The organism is Streptomyces sp. SAS_272 (assembly GCF_052543235.1).
In genome coordinates this window covers 1-16872 of sequence record NZ_JBMNDR010000050.1, presented here as the reverse complement: position 1 = coordinate 16872, position 16872 = coordinate 1, and the positions used below count along the sequence as shown (strand labels likewise).

17 protein-coding genes are annotated in these 16872 nt (G+C 71.3%); 2 read left to right on the top strand and 15 right to left on the bottom strand.

All coding sequences use genetic code 11. The features are described 5' to 3' along the window. Positions 1–21 precede the first annotated feature (21 nt). Both ACN6LD_RS25790 and ACN6LD_RS25785 read right to left on the bottom strand, forming a co-directional pair. Positions 22–1203, bottom strand: a complete 1182-nt coding sequence (locus ACN6LD_RS25790) for a pyridoxal phosphate-dependent aminotransferase (protein WP_445044406.1) — start codon at positions 1201–1203, stop codon at positions 22–24. Beyond that, positions 1200–1856, bottom strand: coding sequence for a cysteine hydrolase family protein (locus tag ACN6LD_RS25785; RefSeq protein WP_445044405.1), 657 nt, complete (start codon positions 1854–1856; stop codon positions 1200–1202). The genes ACN6LD_RS25790 and ACN6LD_RS25785 overlap by 4 nt, the downstream gene beginning before the upstream one ends. Before the next feature lie 143 nt (positions 1857–1999). Here ACN6LD_RS25785 and ACN6LD_RS25780 point away from each other — a divergent pair, with 143 nt between their 5' ends. Both ACN6LD_RS25780 and ACN6LD_RS25775 read left to right on the top strand, forming a co-directional pair. After that, positions 2000–3883, top strand: coding sequence for an FAD/NAD(P)-binding protein (locus tag ACN6LD_RS25780; RefSeq protein WP_445044404.1), 1884 nt, complete (start codon positions 2000–2002; stop codon positions 3881–3883). A gap of 87 nt (positions 3884–3970) precedes the next feature. After that, positions 3971–4381, top strand: coding sequence for a cupin domain-containing protein (locus ACN6LD_RS25775; RefSeq protein WP_445044403.1), 411 nt, complete (start codon positions 3971–3973; stop codon positions 4379–4381). Between the two features lie 46 nt (positions 4382–4427). Here the strand turns inward: ACN6LD_RS25775 and ACN6LD_RS25770 are convergent, their stop codons facing one another. From ACN6LD_RS25770 to ACN6LD_RS25710, 13 genes are all read right to left on the bottom strand, one after another. Next, positions 4428–5324, bottom strand: coding sequence for a LysR family transcriptional regulator (locus tag ACN6LD_RS25770; RefSeq protein WP_445044402.1), 897 nt, complete (start codon positions 5322–5324; stop codon positions 4428–4430). Further along, the gene (gene leuD, locus ACN6LD_RS25765; RefSeq protein ID WP_445044401.1) at positions 5321–5929 is read right to left on the bottom strand and encodes a 3-isopropylmalate dehydratase small subunit; all 609 of its coding nucleotides are present in this window, start codon (positions 5927–5929) and stop codon (positions 5321–5323) included. The genes ACN6LD_RS25770 and leuD overlap by 4 nt, the downstream gene beginning before the upstream one ends. Before the next feature lie 15 nt (positions 5930–5944). Further along, entirely contained in the window at positions 5945–7345 is a 1401-nt protein-coding gene (gene leuC / locus ACN6LD_RS25760; RefSeq protein ID WP_445044400.1) for a 3-isopropylmalate dehydratase large subunit, read from the bottom strand. Positions 7346–7675: 330 nt separating this feature from the next. Then, positions 7676–8716, bottom strand: a complete 1041-nt coding sequence (locus tag ACN6LD_RS25755) for a TauD/TfdA family dioxygenase (RefSeq protein WP_445044399.1) — start codon at positions 8714–8716, stop codon at positions 7676–7678. Between the two features lie 5 nt (positions 8717–8721). After that, positions 8722–9861 (bottom strand): amino acid kinase family protein, encoded by a 1140-nt coding sequence (locus tag ACN6LD_RS25750; protein WP_319186828.1) that lies wholly within the window; start codon positions 9859–9861, stop codon positions 8722–8724. Further along, a complete protein-coding gene (locus tag ACN6LD_RS25745) occupies positions 9858–10901 on the bottom strand; it encodes an aspartate-semialdehyde dehydrogenase (RefSeq protein WP_319186829.1) in 1044 nt (347 codons plus the stop codon). The genes ACN6LD_RS25750 and ACN6LD_RS25745 overlap by 4 nt, the downstream gene beginning before the upstream one ends. Further along, a complete protein-coding gene (locus ACN6LD_RS25740; RefSeq protein WP_319186830.1) occupies positions 10898–11890 on the bottom strand; it encodes a DMT family transporter in 993 nt (330 codons plus the stop codon). Before ACN6LD_RS25740 ends, ACN6LD_RS25745 begins: the two co-directional genes overlap by 4 nt. 36 nt (positions 11891–11926) lie before the next feature. Beyond that, positions 11927–12871, bottom strand: a complete 945-nt coding sequence (locus ACN6LD_RS25735) for a transporter substrate-binding domain-containing protein (RefSeq protein ID WP_445044398.1) — start codon at positions 12869–12871, stop codon at positions 11927–11929. Next, positions 12868–13002, bottom strand: a complete 135-nt coding sequence (locus ACN6LD_RS25730; protein ID WP_319186832.1) for a hypothetical protein — start codon at positions 13000–13002, stop codon at positions 12868–12870. The genes ACN6LD_RS25735 and ACN6LD_RS25730 overlap by 4 nt, the downstream gene beginning before the upstream one ends. Continuing rightward, a complete protein-coding gene (locus ACN6LD_RS25725) occupies positions 12999–14345 on the bottom strand; it encodes a methylaspartate mutase (protein ID WP_445044397.1) in 1347 nt (448 codons plus the stop codon). The genes ACN6LD_RS25730 and ACN6LD_RS25725 overlap by 4 nt, the downstream gene beginning before the upstream one ends. Next, entirely contained in the window at positions 14342–14794 is a 453-nt protein-coding gene (locus ACN6LD_RS25720) for a cobalamin B12-binding domain-containing protein (RefSeq protein WP_334495558.1), read from the bottom strand. Before ACN6LD_RS25720 ends, ACN6LD_RS25725 begins: the two co-directional genes overlap by 4 nt. Positions 14795–15001: 207 nt before the next feature. After that, complete coding sequence (locus tag ACN6LD_RS25715; RefSeq protein ID WP_319186834.1) at positions 15002–15901, bottom strand: LysR family transcriptional regulator; 900 nt, start codon at positions 15899–15901, stop codon at positions 15002–15004. Between the two features lie 706 nt (positions 15902–16607). Further along, positions 16608–16872, bottom strand: a 265-nt coding sequence (locus ACN6LD_RS25710; RefSeq protein ID WP_445044396.1) for a prolyl oligopeptidase family serine peptidase, incomplete at its 5' end; no start/stop codon positions are given.

The window sequence follows — 16872 nt, the reverse complement described above, 5'->3', positions numbered from 1 at the left end:
CCCCGGTCCGTGCGCCGGGTGTCAGCCCCGGCCGGTCAGCGCCGCGGCCATGCGGTCCAGCGCCGTCTGCAGCACCTTGGGCGACGTCGCGAACGACAGCCGGACGAAGCCCTCGCCGCCCGGCCCGAACGCGGAACCCGGCATCACGGCCACCGCCGCCTCCCGCAGCAGCCACTGCGCGAAGGCCGCCGAGTCCGCGAATCCCGTGCCGCGTATGTCGGCGAAGGCGTAGAACGCCCCGTCGGGCGGCGAACAGGACACCCCCGGCAGCGAGTCGAGCCCCCGCACGACGAGATCCCGGCGGGCCGTGTACTGCGCGGTCATCCACGCGATCGACTCCTGCGAGCCGTTCAGCGCGGCGATCCCGCCCCGCTGAACGAACGACGCCGTGCACCCCACCGTGTGCTGCTGCACCTTCACCAACTGCGCCATCAGATCGGTGGGCCCGGCCGCGTAGCCCAGGCGCCAGCCGGTCATCGCATAGCCCTTGGAGAAGCCGTTCACCGTGATGGTGCGTTCGGCGCAACCCGGCTGCGCGGCCAGGCTGACATGGCGGCGCCCGTCGTAGAGGATCTTCTCGTAGATCTCGTCCGAGATCAGCAGGATGTCGTGCTCCTGCGCGAACCGGGCGATCAGGGCCGCCTCCCCGGCGGTCAGCGACCGGCCCGTGGGATTGTTCGGCGAGTTGACCAGCAGCGCCTTCGTCCGTGCGGAGACGTGCCGCTCCAGCAGTTCCGCCGTGATCCGGAAGCCGTCCGCGCCGTCGAGGGCGACCTGCACGGGCCGCGCGCCGATCAGCCGCGCCATCTCCGTGTAGCTGACCCAGCTCGGCGTCGGCACGAGCAGCTCGTCACCGGGGTCGAGCACCGTCACCAGCGCGGCGAACAGGGCGTGCTTGGCCGACGGCGTGACGACGATGTCGGTGGCCGAGTCCGCCACGACGCCGTTGTCCTCGGCGAGCTTCGCGGAGACCGCCCGCAGCAGCGTCGGCAGCCCGCGGCTCGGCGTGTAGTGCGTGAACCCCTCACGCAGGGCGCCCACCGCCTCGTCCACGACATGGCCGGGGGTGTCGAAGTCCGGCTCGCCGCCGCCCAGATCCACCACCTCCAGGCCCTGCGCGCGCATCCGCGCCACCCTGTCGAAGACCGCGTACGTCGCCGACTCCTCGACGGCGTGGAAACGGGCCGCGGCTCGCGCCCTCATGACCGGACGCCCTGACGCTCGGCGGCGGCGGCGGACGGGGCGGCCGGCAGCGCCTCGGCGACCGTGGTGACCGTCGAGATCCGGGCCAGGATCTTCAGCGCGGCGTCGTGGATCTCGGCGTCGCCCGCCAGCGTCGCGTCCTCGAGCACCCGCACGCGGTAGTCCCGGTCGTGGGCGGCCTGCGCGGTGCCGAGCACCACCAGCTCCGTGGAGACGCCGGTGAGGAGCAGCGTGTCGATGCCCGCCGTGCGCAACAGCACCTCCAGGTTCGTGCCGTGGAACGCGCTGATGCGGTGTTTGACGACCACGGCTTCCCCGGGCCGCGGCGCGAGTGCGTCGTGCATCTGCGTCGCCCAGGTCCCCAGCACGAGACGCCCGTCGTCCTTCGCCTTCTCGAAGACCGGGGACTCGGCCGGCCACTCCGGATGGCCGGGGGAGAAGCCGACGACGACGTAGATCACCGGTATGTCCGCGGCACGGGCCCGCCGGATCGCGTCTGCGGCCGTGTCGAGGACGCGCCGCTCACGCGCCTGCGTGCCGTAACCGTCGGCGGCGTACCTGCCGTCCGGGTGGACGATCTCGTTGACGAGGTCCAGTACGAGCAGTGCGGGACGCTCGCCCGTGTCCCGCTGCGGTGTTCCAGCCCAGTCCATTCGCTTCTCTTTTCTTTTTCGCTCGTGCATTGCATGAGAAACCCTCATGCGATGCATCAATGGATCGGTGTTGAACGCGGAAGTCGGAACTCCTACCTTCGAAATGCAAGAGGAAGGACAACCGATTCCCGGAAGGGGTACACGTGAAGGTGGCAATCGTCGGCAGTGGTCCGCGCGGAGTGTCCGTCCTCGAACGCATGGCGGCGCGTCTCGCCGAAGGGCCGGTCCCAGGGTCCGTGGAGATCTACCTCATCGACTCCCACCGGGTGGGCACCGGCCGGATCTGGCGCACGGACCAGCCGCGATGGTTCCTGATGAACACCGTGGCCGACGAGGTCTCGGCGTTCTCCGGCCCGCCCGACGGCGGCCCCGCCAGACCGGGTGCCGGCCCCTCGCTCGCCCAGTGGTGGAGTTCCGTCGACCCGGAATACCCGGGGCCCAACAGTTACGCACCGCGCGCCCTCCACGGACGCTATATGCGGTTTCTTCTCGACGCGATCGAAAGGAATCTCCCCGAAGAGGTCCGGCTGACCCCCGTCCATGATTCCGTGAACGCGCTGGAGCGCACCGGCGACGGATACCGGCTCACCCTGCGCGGCGGCGCCCGCCTCACCGCCGACCGCGTCGTGCTGACCACCGGACACACCCGCCCCGAACTCACCGGCGACCAGCGGCTCCTCGCCGCCCACGCCGCCGGCCGTCCCGGACTGCGCCACATCGCGGGGGACAGCGCCGCCGACATGCCCCTGGACGAGATACCCGCCGGGTCGGCGGTCGGCGTCCTCGGACTCGGCCTGTCCTTCTACGACGTGATGGCCGCGCTCACCGAGGGCCGCGGCGGACACTACGACGAGGACGGGGACCGGCTCGTCTACCGGCCCAGCGGCGGCGAACCCGTCATCGTGGCCGGCTCCCGCAGCGGGATGCCGCTGCCCGCCCGCGGCCGCAACCAGAAGCACCACGACCACCGCCACCGCCATGTGCTGTTCACCACCGAGCGCATCCTGTCCCGCGGCCGACACGGCGCCCTCTCGTTCGCCGACGACGCCCTGCCCTGGCTGCTCGCCGAGGTCGAACTCGTCTACTACGCGACGATGTTGACCGCGCGCGGAGAACCGGGGAAGGCCGCCGCGTTCGAGGCGGAGGTCGTCGCCGCCGCAGCGAGCGGCGTACCCGACGTCCCCGCCGTCGCCGCCGGACACGGACTCGCCGACGCGCCCCGCATCGACCTGGACGCCCAGGCCCGCCCCTTCGCCGGCCGGCACTTCGCCGGACCCGACGAGTTCACCCGGGCGCTGACCGAAGCGCTCGCCGAGGACCTGGCCCACGCCGACGCCGGCAACGTCGACGACCCGCTCAAGGCCGCCCTGGACGTCATCCGTGACTCCCGCGCCGTGATCCGCTCCCTCGTCGACTACGCGGGCCTGACTCCCGCCTCGCACCGCGAGGAGTTCCTCGGCTGGTACGTCCCGCGCAGCTCCTTCCTCGCCGCAGGGCCCCCACGCACGCGGCTGCGTCAGGTCGACGCCCTGCTGCGCGCCGGCGTCCTGCGCGTCGTGGGCCCCGACACCCGCATCCGTCCGCACCCCTCTGGACGCTTCGGCGTCCACTCGCCCTACGTGAGCGGCTCCGAGATCCTCGTGGACACCGTCGTCGACGCCCGCGTCCCCACCCCCGACATACGTCTCGACCCCCACCCCCTCACCCGCAGCCTGCGCGAGAAGGGCATCTGGACGTCGTACGTCAACCACGGCACGGACGACGACCGCTTCGACACCGGCGGCGTCGCCGTGACCGGCGCGCCCTTCCACCCCGTGGACCGCACCGGCCGGCCCGACCGCGGGCTGTACGTCCTCGGCATTCCCACCGAACACACCCGCTGGTTCATGCAGGGCGGCAGCAGCAGACCCGGCTTCTGGACGGACTTCGTCCAGAACGCGGACGCCGTCGCCGCGGACGTCATCGCCGCGGGCGTCACCGTCCCGGCGCCGGCCCCCGCGTCGCCGCTCCCGGCCCGAACCGGCTGACACGCGCGGCCGAAGCGCACCCGCCGCACGTCCCGTCCTCGCCCCCGCCCGACATCCCGCCCCCGCATCCGGAAAGAGAGCACCCCGATGTCCGTCGTCACCCGTTCCGCCGCCCCGGCCGCCTCGCCCCAGAAGCGCGAAGTGACCGTCCTGCGCGACATCTTCGACCCCGTCGGACTGGACGCCCTGTCCTGGGAGCGCTGGGAGGAACCCGGTCGCGCCGGCGTCGACGTGCACCGCCTCTACCTGACCGACGGCGCCGACCCGGGCGCCGCGATGATCACCCGCATGGCTCCCGGAGCCCACGGGGACCTGCACGAACACCTCGGCCACGAGGTGATCCTCGTCCTCGAAGGGGAGCTCCTGAACGACAACGGCGACTGCTACCGCACCGGCGACCTCGTCATCGAGCGGCCCGGCAGCGTCCACCGGGTCAGCACCGAGACCGGCTGCACCGTGCTCGGCGTCCGGCACGCCCCGACCCGCCTCGTGACCTGACCCACCGCCCGACGGCCCCGGACCCTGCGGCCCGCGCGGACCCCGGCTACCCGGCAACGGGAAGCCTCCTCCAGTCACTGCGCAGCGCCAGCGACCGCGCCGCGTGCACGAACGCCCCCACCACCGGGGACTCCTCGGCGCCCGGACGCGTACCGATGCCCAGATGCCGCACCACCGCCGGGGCCAGCGGCACCAGCCGCACCTCCGGCAGTGCCGGCGGCAGGGCCAGCCAGGGGATGACCGTCGTGCCGAGCCCGGCGGCGACCATCGCGAGCAGCGCGTTGATGTCCCGCACCTGATGGGTGACCTCGGGCTCGAGGCCGGCCGTGCGGAACGCGGCGCGCACCATCGTCTCGACCCCTCCGACCGGCATCAGGAACGGCTCCCCGGCCAGCTCGACGATGCGCAACTCCGGCCGGGAGGCCAGCGGATGGTGCACCGGAAGCACCGCGAACATCTCGTCCTGCAGCAGCGGCGCGGTGACCAGGCCCCGCTTGGGCAGCGACACGATGCCCAGATCGATGCCACGGGCGCGCAGCCACTGGGCGATCTGCGCGTCGCCGCCCTCGCGCAACTCGATCCGCAGGCGCGGATAACGCATGTTCAGCTCCGACATCAACGCCGGAAGCAGCCGTGCCGCGAAGCTCTGACTGGTGCCGATGCGCAAGGTGCCCTCGGGTTCGGCGTCCGCGCCGCGCACCGCCCGCCGCACCCGGTCCGCCTGCGCCACCACGCCCCGCGCGGGCTCCAGGGCACGGCGTCCGGCATCGGTGAGTTCCACGCCGGAGCGGTCCCGCACCATCAGCGTCACCCCCAGCTCGCTCTCCAGGCCGGCGATGGCGTGACTGATGGCGGACTGACTGACGCCCAGTGCACGAGCGGCGTTGGTGAAGGTCCCGGTGTCGGCGATCGCGACGAACGCCGCGCACTGGTTGAGCTTCACGACGCCACCGTCGCCGCGGGGCGCGTCACCGGCAGCGCGGGCCGGCGTCCGGCCTCGTAGCGGGCGATGTCCGCCTCGTGCCGCAGGGTGTCGGCGATGGCGTCCAGGCCGCCCAGCAGCCTGCGCCGTACCTCCGGGTCGATGTCGAAGACCTGGACGAGACCTGCGCACCGCACCTCCCGGCGCTCCAGGTCGACAGTGACCCCGATGCGCGGATCGCTCTCCGTGAGGTCCCACAGCCGCTCCACCGTCTCCGCCGGCACGACGACCGCGAGCAGGCCGTTCATGAGTGCGTTGCCGCGGAAGATGTCACCGAAGCGAGGGGCGACGACGGCCCGGAACCCGAAGTCCTGCAAGGCCCATACCGCGTACTCGCGCGACGAACCCGTCCCGAAGTCCTGGCCGGCCACCAGAACGCTGGCGCCGACACGCTCGGGCCGGTCCAGGACGAAGTCGGACCCGGCCCGCCAGTCGGCGAACAGCGCGTCCGCGTGCCCGGTACGGCGGGTACTCGCGCAGAACCGGGCGGGGATGATCTGGTCGGTGTCGACGTCGGTGCGGCGCAACGGGACGGCCGTCCCGGTGTGCACGGTGAACTTCTCCATCGCGGGCCCTTCGTCTCACAGGTCGGTGGGGGAGGACAGACGTCCGGTGACCGCGGTGGCCGCGGCCACCGCGGGTGACACGATGTGGGTGCGCGCCCCGCGGCCCTGCCGGCCTTCGAAGTTGCGGTTGTTGGTGGAGGCGGCGCGCTGCCCCGGCAGCAGCCGGTCCTCGTTGAGAGCCGCGCACATCGAACAGCCGGCGCCCGCCCGGAAGTCGGCGCCCGCCTCCGCGAACACGCGGTCAAGACCCTCCGCGACGGCCTGCCGCCGTACTCGCGCCGAGCCGGGCACGATCATCATGTGCAGGCCGTCCGCCACCTTCCGGCCCCGCAGGACGTCCGCGGCGGCCCGCAGGTCCTCGATGCGGCCGTTGGTGCACGACCCGAGGAACACGGTGTCCACGGCGACGTCCCGCAGCGCCGTCCCCGGCTCGAGATCCATGTAGGCCAGCGCCCGTCGTGCCGCGTCCCGCTGTGCGCCCGGCGCGAAGTCCGCGGGCGCGGGCACCCGCCCGTCCAGTGGGACGCTCTGCGCGGGATTGGTGCCCCACGACACGTACGGGCGCAGGGTGCGCGCGTCCAGGGTGACGGACCTGTCGAAGCGGGCGTCCGCGTCGCCGGCCAGCGTGCGCCAGTACGCGACCTCCCGCTCCCAGTCGGCGCCGCGCGGCATCCCCGGGCAGCGGGCGAGGTAGGCGAAGGTCGTCTCGTCCGGGGCGACCATCCCGGCACGGGACCCGGCCTCCACCGACATGTTGCACAGGGTCATCCGCGCCTCCATCGAGAGCGCCCGCACCCCCTCACCGCGGTACTCGATGACGTGCCCCTGCCCGCCCGCCGTGCCCACCTCGGCGATCAGCGCGAGCACCAGGTCCTTGGCGCTCACACCCGTCGGGAGGACGCCGTCCACCGTCACGGACATCTGTCCGAGCGGCCGCATCGGCAGCGTCTGGGTGGCCAGCACATGCTCGACCTGACTCGACCCGATGCCGAACGCCAGGGCGCCGAAGGCGCCGAGCGTGGTGGTGTGCGAGTCGCAGCACACGATCGTCATCCCCGGCCGCACCAGGCCCAGTTCGGGGGCGATCACATGCACGATGCCCTGGTCCCGGTCCCCGAAGCGGTGCAGCGGAATACCGAACTCGGCACAGTTGGCGCGCATCAGCTCCGCCTGCCGGCGGCCCTCACGGTCCTTGATGACGCGGTCCAGTGCCAGCGTCGGCGTGTTGTGGTCCTCGGTGCCCACCGTCAGGTCCGGGCGGCGGACGGTACGGCCCGCCGCCCGCAGCCGGTCGAACGCCTGGGGCGTGTTCACCTCGTGCAGCAGCTGGAGATCGATGTACATCAGATCGTCGCCGCCACCGGAGCGCCGCACGACGTGGGCGTCCCACGTCTTCTGCGCCAGTGTCCTGCCCATGGTCTCCCTCACGTCGCTGTGGGCTGCTGCCCGACACGTCGATCATCGGACGCGCACGCCTCGCGGGCACCGGCCTGCGGGTGGCCACGAGGGGCCTGACCGGTCCGGGCCATCCGGCGTTCCCACGCGGACTCCGGCCCGCCCCGGGCAGCCGTCGGGCGGCGGGCGGCGGGCGGCGGGCGGACGGGTCCGCCGACCGTCCGCCCGACCGGACAGACGAGAGCCCCGTGCCGCGCCGAGGGTCGCTCGGCGTGGCACGGGGCTCCGCGGGGCCCGGCGCGTCACCGGATCTCTGCGGTGACGCGGGGCGGTGAGGGCCGGGGCGGCCGGTCAGTAGTGCACCCGGCGGTTCTCCTCGGTGACCCGGTAGCGGACGTTCCACAGACTGCGCCGCACATAGGTCCGCTGCAGCCAGCGGTCCCTGCCGTCGTAGCGGGCGGTGAACGTGGACCGCGCGTGCACCCCCTTGCGGTTGTTGATGAGCAGAGCCTGCCCGGGACGCAGCCGGACACTGTGCGCGACCTGGCCGCACACCGTCTGCAGGGTGTCCATCGCGGTGCGGGCGCCGCTGGTCAGCGGGTGCACCCCGTTGGCGGAGATCGCGATCTCGGGATAGTCGGTGTGGCCGCTGATCAGCGGCACCGGCTCCGACAGCACGTCCAGACCGCCGGCGACGTCGCGGACGTAGCTGCCCGGGGCGTTGAGCCGGAAGACGGGACTGCGCAGTGTCTCCAGGACGTCGGGCGGGAGCGCGGCCGACACGTCGCGGGCGTCGGCGTAGTAGGTCCCGGCGATGCCCTCGTGGTCGGCGCGCAGGCAGGACAGCACCAGAAAGTCGGGGTTGGCGACGTCGTAGCGGCCGATCACGTCGTGCATGATGTCGCTGTGGAAGTTGAGGAAGACCTCCGACCCCTGGTTCGTCTGGGTCCGTGAGCCTCCCGCGACGGGGATGACGTCGTGGATCAGCTGCCCCGCCTTCTCCGTCAGCACCCCCATCGGCTCCCCGAGCAGACCGCTCAGCCCGAGCAGCACCCCTTCGGCGACGAACGACCGCTTCTCGGCGCTCGGCCCGCCGTCGGACGGAGTGTCCGGCATCACCGGGTCCACCGGCAGGTTGCTGACGAGGCTGACACCCGGCGTGTCGATGTGCCGGCCGAAGTCCAGTACCTGTTGCAGCAGTTCGGTCGGCAGCGTCGCGAAGATCTGCAGCAGCCGGGCGGACGAACGGTCGATGTCGACGTTCGGATCCGGCAGGCCGCGCAGCTGTTCGCCGAGCGCGTCCCGCACCGCGTCGGGCAGGGCGATCTCGCTGAAGGTCGGCGCGGCGACGCCGGCCGGGGCGGGCACGCCGTGGTCGGTGGTGGCGGTCATGGGGTTCACACTCCCTGCAGTTCGAGCAGTGGCGCGTTCGGATCGGTGCCCGCGCCGGGACGGTTCACGTGGTCGTGCAGACGCTGCGTCAGATGCAGCGCGTCCTCCTCGTCGGCTGCCAGCTGGGTCACCACCTGGCTGCCGCGCACCGCGGTCACCGGCACCCCGGCGTACTCGCCGGGCGCGAGCCCGTTGCGCCGCTGGAACTCCGGAAGGTCAACGAATCCCCCGGTGACCGCGACCAGCGGGCCCGCGGTCAGGCGCACGACGTCGATGTTGGCGCCGTGGAAGGCCGTGTACGCGCGGTCGGCGAGCTCCTCCGTCTCGTACCGCAGAGCCGCCGAACGCTGGTTGAGCACCACCGCCGCCACCGAGGAACCCGCGCTGCCGATGACCGAACCCGCGGGGAACGGCGGCCTGTTGTAACGGCAGACGATCTCGATGCGGTTGCGTTGCGCCAACCGCACGGCCCGCCGGTGCAGCACCTTCGCGCCGTACAACGACATCAGCGCCGCCGTGTTGTACGAGACCTCGCCCAGCAGCCGCGATCCGGTGATCAGATGCGGGTCGGAACTGTAGATGCCGTCGACGTCCGAGTGGATCTCGCAGCGCGGCGAACCGACCGCCGCCGCGACGGCCACCGCCGACAGATCCGAACTGTTCTTGCCCAGCCAGGTCGGCCGGCCCTCCTTGTCGGCGGCCTGGCCGCCCGGCACCACCACGACGTCGTGCTCACGCACGGCCGCGCGCAGTGGCTCCGGATCGGTGTGCTCCAGGCGGGCCCACATGAACGACGAGTCGGTGGTGAGTCCCAACTGGTGCCCCGCCAGCACCGTGGAGGTACGGCCCTCCCGGTGCAGGGCCGTCGCCAGCAGCTGCGCGCCCACCGTGTCGGCCAGGGTCAGCAGACCCGCGACGGTCTCGTCCTCGGGATGCGGGTTCACCTTGCTCAGACGGTCCCGGAACTGCTCGGTCTCACCCGGCTGGCCGCTCACCACGACCACCAGGCGGGTGTTCTCCTCCTCGACCCGCCGGGACAGCGCCTCGGCGAGTTGCCCGTACGCCGCCAGGGTCCGGAAACTGGAACCCCCGAACTTCACCACCGCCGGCGGCCGCTGCGAGGAGTCCAGCGGCGGTCGCGTCACAGGGTCCCCCGGGCTATGAGCTCCTCGGCGATCTGGATCGCGTTCAGCGCCGCGCCGATGGTGAGGTTGTCGGCGACCAGCCACAGCCAGAAGGCGCGCGGGTTGTTCGGGTTCACCCGGACCCGGCCGACGTGCACCCGGTACGGGTCGTCGATCGTGGCGGGAGTGGGGAACTCGTGCGGCGACCGGCGGTCGTGCACCGTCACCTCGGGCAGCGCGGCCAGCAACTCCACCAGCTCGGCCCGGTCCACGACACCCTGCGTCTCGATCCACACGGCCTCCGAGTGGCCGTTGACGACCGGCACCCGCACACAGGTGGTGGTCACGTCCAGATGAGGCAGGCCGAGGATCTTGCGAGACTCCTGGAGCATCTTCTGCTCCTCCAGCGTGAAGCCGGAGTCCAGGAAACGGTCGATCTTGGGAATGACGTTGAAGGCGAGCGACGGCGAGAACTCCTTGCCGGGATACACCTCGTCGGGACGGTCCAGCGTCGCGCGGCTGGCGTCCCTCAGTTCCTCGACACCGGGATGCCCGAGCCCCGAAGCCGCCTGGTAGGTGCTGACCACGGCCTGGCGTACGCCGTAACGCCGCTCGACGCCGTCCAACAGGCGCACCAGCGGAATCGTCGAGCAGTTCGGATTGGCGATCACGCCGGACTTCGGACGGGCGTCCAGCTCATGGGCGTTGACCTGCGGCACCACCAACGGGGTGTCCGGGTCCATACGGAAGGCGATCGTGTTGTCGATGACGACGGCGCCGGCCGCGGTGGCCTTGGGCACCCACTGCTCACTGGCCTCGGTGCCGGCGGAGAAGAAGGCCAGGTCGACGCCGGCGAAGTCGAACTCCTCCACGGCGTGCACCGGGTAGGCCACGCCGTCCACGCTCAGCTCCGTGCCGGCCGAGCGCGCCGACGCCACCAATCGGATGTCGCGGTAGCGCAGACCCCGCTGTTCGATCAGCTCGATCAGGGTGTTGCCCACGGCGCCGGTGGCGCCGACGATCGCGATCCGCGGAGCCGCGGGGTCGGTCACGAGGGTCATCGGGTGCCTCCGGTCTTGATCTCGGTCTTGGACGCGGCCACCGCACCGGCGGCCGGCGCGGGCTCCGCGGCGGGCGCGACGGGCGCCCGGCGCCCGGCGAAGGACCAGCCGAGGTTGATGCCCAGGCTCGCCGCCACGATCAGCGGGATGCCCAGGGCCTGCAGCAGACTCACGCTGTGCCCGTACACCGCCCAGTCCATGAGCATCGCGACCGCCGGGTACACGAACGCCAGGACGGCGATCTTCGGGGTGGGCAGCTTCTGGTACGCGGAGTACATCAGGACGTACATCACGCAGGTGTGGATCACCCCGAGGCCCACCAGCCAGCCCCAGTCGCCGCCGAGCCCCTTCATCTCGCTCAGCTGGGTGAACGGCAGCAGCAGGAAGATGCCCAGCACCAGCTGCACCAGCGCGACCAGATGCGGCCGCACCCCGGTGACCCGCTTGGTGATGACCGTCGAGATCCCGTAGAACACCGCGGCCAGCAGCGCGTATCCCAGACCCGTCAGATAGGCGCTGTCCCCACTGCCGGTCAGATCGGCCGCGGACACCCCCGCCACCAGGATGAGACCGACGAAGGCGACGCCGAGCCAGCCGAACTTCGCCGCCGTGAGCTTGTCCCGGAAGAGCACGGCGCCCAGCAGCATCACGTAGAACGGCTGCGTGTGGTAGACGACGGTCGCCACGGAGATGGACGTGTCCTCGTAGGACTCGAAGAGGAACGCCCAGTTGAAGACGATGAAGACACCGCCCAGTGCGGCCAGGCCCAGCTTCCTCGGGGTGAAGCCGTGGTTCTTGAAGAATCCGCGCGCCAGGCAGTAGAGGCCGAGCGTGGCCGTGCCGAACAGGCAGCGGAAGAAGACCACGTTGAACGGCGACGCGCCGGACTCGATGACGAAGACGCCGAGAGTGCCGGAGAGCACCATGGCGAGGGTCAGCTCGATCGCTCCCTTCGTCTCCGTGTTCGCCGGCCGGGTGTCAGTGCTCATGGTGAGATGCCTTTCCAAGGGGGAGGGAAGTACGGGTCAGTGGAGGGGTACGGCGTACTGCAGACCGCCGCGTGTGAACAGTTCGTTGAGTCCTCGCGGCACGTCCAGACCCGTGGCCGGCCCGAGGTTGCGGTCGTACACCTCGGCGTAGGTGCCGACGGCGGCCAGGACCCGGGCGGCCCAGTCGTGGTCGAGGCCGACGGCCGGCCCATGGGCGCCCGCCGCCTCGGCCGCCTGGGCCAGCGCCTTGTCCCGCTCGCCCACCTCGACGACGTGCTGCTCGGCGGAGACCAGCAGCTGCTGCACCCATCGGCACAGCCGGAACCAGGCCGGGTCACCGTCGCGCACTGCGGCCGCCATCGGCTCGCGGGAGATCGCCTCGTCGAGGATCCGGTGCGCCGCCGGGTCGTCGAGCGCGGCCCGCTCCCCGGCCAGGGCGACCCGGTCCAGGACGTAGGCGGCGCACTCGCCGGACGCGTACGCCGCGAGCGTCTCGGCCGGCGTCGCATGGGCGACCGGCTCGACGGCCAGGCCCCGACCGCCGTACCAGGCCGCCAGGTTGGCCGCGCTGGTCGTCCCCGCCTGCACGGCCACCCGCCGTCCCGCGAGCTGCTCGGGCCGGGTCACGCCGCTGTCGGCGGGCACGAGGAAGCCCTCGCCGTCGTAGCAGGTGACGCCGGTGAACAGCACGGGCAGGGACGCCTCACGGCCCAGCGTCCAGCTCACGTTGGCGACGGTCAGCTCCGCATCGCCCCCGACCAGCCGCGTCAGCCGGTCCGCCGGGTCGGCGGGAACCCACTCGACCGCCTCACCGTCGCCCAGGGCGGCGGCGGCCACGGCCCGGGCGACATCGGTGTCCAGCCCGCGCCAGCGGCCGTCGTCACCGCACAGCGACAACCCACGGATACCGCGGCTCACCACGGCGCGCAGGGCGCCGCGCTGCCGCACCGCGCCGAGAGTGGGAGTGGGAGTAATGGTCACAGGACGCTCCTCGGTCGAGAACGGGCGCTGCGGACGAGACTGTCGAGGGCACGGACGCGCCGACCGCGGACACGGCGCAGGGGCAGAGCGGGCAGCCCGGCGCGCAGGGCGTCGTCGGGGCGGGGCGTCACGGCAGGCTCCTTCGCCTCTGGGGCGCCGCGTACTGCAGCCCGCGCAGATGACCCTGTGTCATCTGCTCCCGGTCGAAGCGCCGCTCGTTGAACCCGAGCATCGTCAGCAGGCCCCTCGCACTGACCGGCCGCCTGGAGGCGCCGCGTTCCACCCGCAGCGGCATCCGCCCCGGCTCCGCCCACTGCAGCATGCCCGCCGGATCGACGTACGCCCGGGACTTGTTGGCGTTGTCCTGGTGGAGGCAGTACGGCACGTCCAGATGGCCGCGGCCGAAGGCCCGCACCAACGCCTCGCCGACCGTCGGCGCCATCTCCAGTGTGCTGTCCACCAGCAGCCGCGCCTCCTCGTAGATCCCCGAGTCGGTCGCCACGGCCTCCGGCGCACGCTCCGCCTCGTCCCGCGCGATGGACGCCGCGAACTCCAGCGCGTCCACGTTCTCGGTGATCGTCGGGATGCGGTGCGCCTCCGCAGGCGTCTTCACGATCAGCCGCTCGCTGCCGGTGCGCACGGCGAGCCGCACACTCTCCTCGAGGATCCGGTACGAACCCACCGACGTGCGGGGGAAGACCCCCATGAACGTGTAGAGCACGACATGCCAGTCGGCCCGCGCCAGCCGCTCGCCGGCCAGACGCCGCAGCGCGGCGATCGCCTCCATGTCCTGCCCCGGATGCGTCTGCTGCGCATAACTCAACGAGATGTCGCTCAGGCCGTGCTCCCGGAAGAACAACGCCTCCAGCACACTGAGCGCCACCAGCAGGCTCGGCGGGCACAACTGCCCGAGCATGCAGCCGCCGAAGCTCTCCAGATGCATCGGATCGGGCTGCGCCGCGATCAACTCGCAGCACCGCGCCCAGGCCTTGACCGCCTCACTGATCGGCGCCCGGCTGTACGGCAGGCAGTACGACACCGGCCCGCCCTCGGTGGCGTCCACGCCCGCCTCGACCATCGCCCGGAACAGCGGGTACGGCAACGCCGAACCGTGACGCACCTGCACCGGGAAGTCAGGCCCCGAAACCGAACCCAGTAACTCCCGGGTGGCCTCGGGACCATGGGCGACCAACGGGAACCCGTTCAGCTCGGCCCCCGTGCGCAGCGCCTGACGGGCGGAGTCGTGGTCGTTGACACGGGTGTAGCTGTCCAGGGTGATCGTGCCGATGGCCGTGGCGTGGGCGCCCCTGACACCCATCAGCCCTTCACGCATGGTGGCCAGGTCCGCGAACCCCATACGGGGCTGCACCACCAGACGGCCCCGGGCATGCGCCCCTCGGACATGACGCGAGAAGCGTCCTCGCGGAGGGATCTGGGGAACGTACCGCTCGGGAATCCTCGCGAGACTGCTCATGCGGCTGCCCTCGCCGGCTCCAGAGCGGGGCGCTCGGCGCTGTCGAGCGATCCCAGGAAGTCCTGGAAGGCGTCGATCCCGCCGTCCGCCTCGAACACCGCGTCGAATCCGCTGAGCGCCAACTCCTCGGCGAACACGATGTTCTCCGCGCCCCGGACCCCGAGCTTCCCCCCGATCACCACACGCAGGTCCACCAGGTCCGGCTCACTGCGGATACGGCGGATGAGCCGGAGGCCGTCAAGGTGGCCGTGTCCGTTGACCGTGCTGATGACGAGCGCGTCCGGCCGCGACCTGCGGCACTCCTCGATGATGAGGTCGTCGGGCACGCAAGCGCCGAGATTGGTGACCTGCGCGCCCTGCTCCTCCAGCAGCAGCTGAAGGAAAACGAGATTCCACATGTGGGCATCGGACGAAACGCTCGACACGACAAACCGTTTAGCCGGGAGCATGACCTGTGGGGACATAGGAACTCTCCTTGCCGTATTACTGGGACTGCACCACATTCTTCATGTCGTCCGAGAAGGAAGTCCAGAAATCCCATTCGGCTCTGCAGATGACCTTTATCGATTTCATCGATCGATAAAACCGATACGTTCATACGCAGCATGCGGGCCGCTCATGAATTCCAGGCACTTCATCGTTTGTCGCGGATGCCGTCAGGACTCCTGGTACTCCCGGCTCAGGAAGTCGATGACCTGCTCCACGAACACCCGGCGCTCCCGCGACAGCTGCGCCCCCTTGCGCCAGGCCAGCTGGGTGAACAGCTCGAAGGGCGGCTCCCACGCAAGTGGCACCAGCGTTCCGGCGGACAGCTCCTGACCGACCGTCATCCGCGGCAGCAGACTGATCCCGAGGCCGGCGCCGACACCGCGCTTGATGGCCTCGATGTTGCCGAACTCCAGGAACGGCACCGGCTCGCCCGTGCCGTCGTTGAGCTCCGCCTCCAGCAGCTCCCGGTAGGCGCACCCCGCCTCCGGGGCCAGTACCGACTCCTGACGAAGGTCGTCGGTCTCCACCTTCGACGCCCCCGCGAGGCGATGCCCCGGCGCCGCCACCACGACGAGCGGCTCCACGCCGAGCACCTCGCTGTGCACCCCGGAGTGCTGCGTCTCGGCCTCCATCAGGAAGCCCGCGTCGAACAGTCCTTGACGCAGCGAGTGCAGCGTCTCCGCGCACAGGCTCGGTCGCAGCGCGATCTGCAGCCGGGGGTAGCGGTGGTGGAAGTACTCCAGCACCGGAGGCATCCGGTAGGAGGTGATGCTCTCCATCGTGCCGATGGTCAGCACACCCTCGGGCTGTGCGTCCGGGGACGCGGCGCCGCGCGCCTCGTCCGCCAGGGCCAGCATCTGTCCCGCGTAGGGCAGCAGCCGCGTCCCCGCCGGGGTCAGCTTCACCTTGCCCCCGAACCGCTCGAACAGCTCGCCTCCCAGGGACACTTCGAGGCTCTGGATCTGCGCGGTCACCGAGGACTGCGCGTAGTTCAGCTCGGCCGCGGCGCGGGTGAAGCTCCCCAGCGCCGCCACGCGGTGAAAGGTTCGGAGTTGCCGGATGTCCATTTTGGTCTCTCCCGGAGGGACTCGACGGAGACGACCCGCAGTGGTCGACACCCTTGAGCCTGCCGACCGACCCCCTCCCCTTGGAAGAACCCCCACCTGGCACACAGTGCCCACGACACCAATGTGCCGGACCCCGCTCCGGGTTTGGAGACGGTCGGCGTGGGCGTGGGGCCGCCGACGAAGCCGGTCCGCCGGGCGCCCGCCCCAGCCGTTCCCCCGCTCGACTGCATCGTTCACCCGTTTCTCAGGGCGGACGATGACCGCGCGATCCGACGGCGCGGATTCTCCCTGCCGGTGAATCGCCGAACCCGGCATCCCTTTCGCACCGGCGCCGAACCGGTCGATTTCCCGCCGGCCGTTTTCTCACCGGTCGATTTCTCGCCGGTCGAGCGACGAGACAGGAGCGGGTTCCCGAGAATTGAGCCGGTCCACGTGCGGTTCGCGGCGGTCCGCACCCGCCGCTCCGCAGGCGGCGAGCTCGCAGAAACAGCCGTCCCGATGATCGGGTTGCCGCCCGTATCCATGCAGCGCCACTGCGGGAGGAGTGCGGTGCTCGGAGCGGCCGGTGAAGTGGTGCCGGGAGGCGCAGCCGTCGCCGGGGAAATGGGTCCGGGGTCGCCTCGAGCGAGAGGGCGGGGGCGCCGATCGTCCGTTCCTGCCCAAAAGCGGGGATCCCACCCCACCGAAGGCCGACGCCCGCCTGCGCTCACAGCAGTCCGGGCCGCTGCCACTCGTCACCAAGGACGTGGTGGTCGAGGAAGTTCAGGAACGTCGCATACCAGACCTGGATGTGGCCCGGGGAGAGGATCCAGTGGTTCTCGTCCGGGAAGTACAGGTACTTCGCAGGCACCTCGAACCGCTGCAGATCCTGGAAGAGCGCGGCGCCCTGGCCGACCGGCACGCGGTAGTCCTTCGCGCCGTGGATGACAAGCATCGGCGTACGGATCTTCGCGGCATCCAAGTACGGGGAG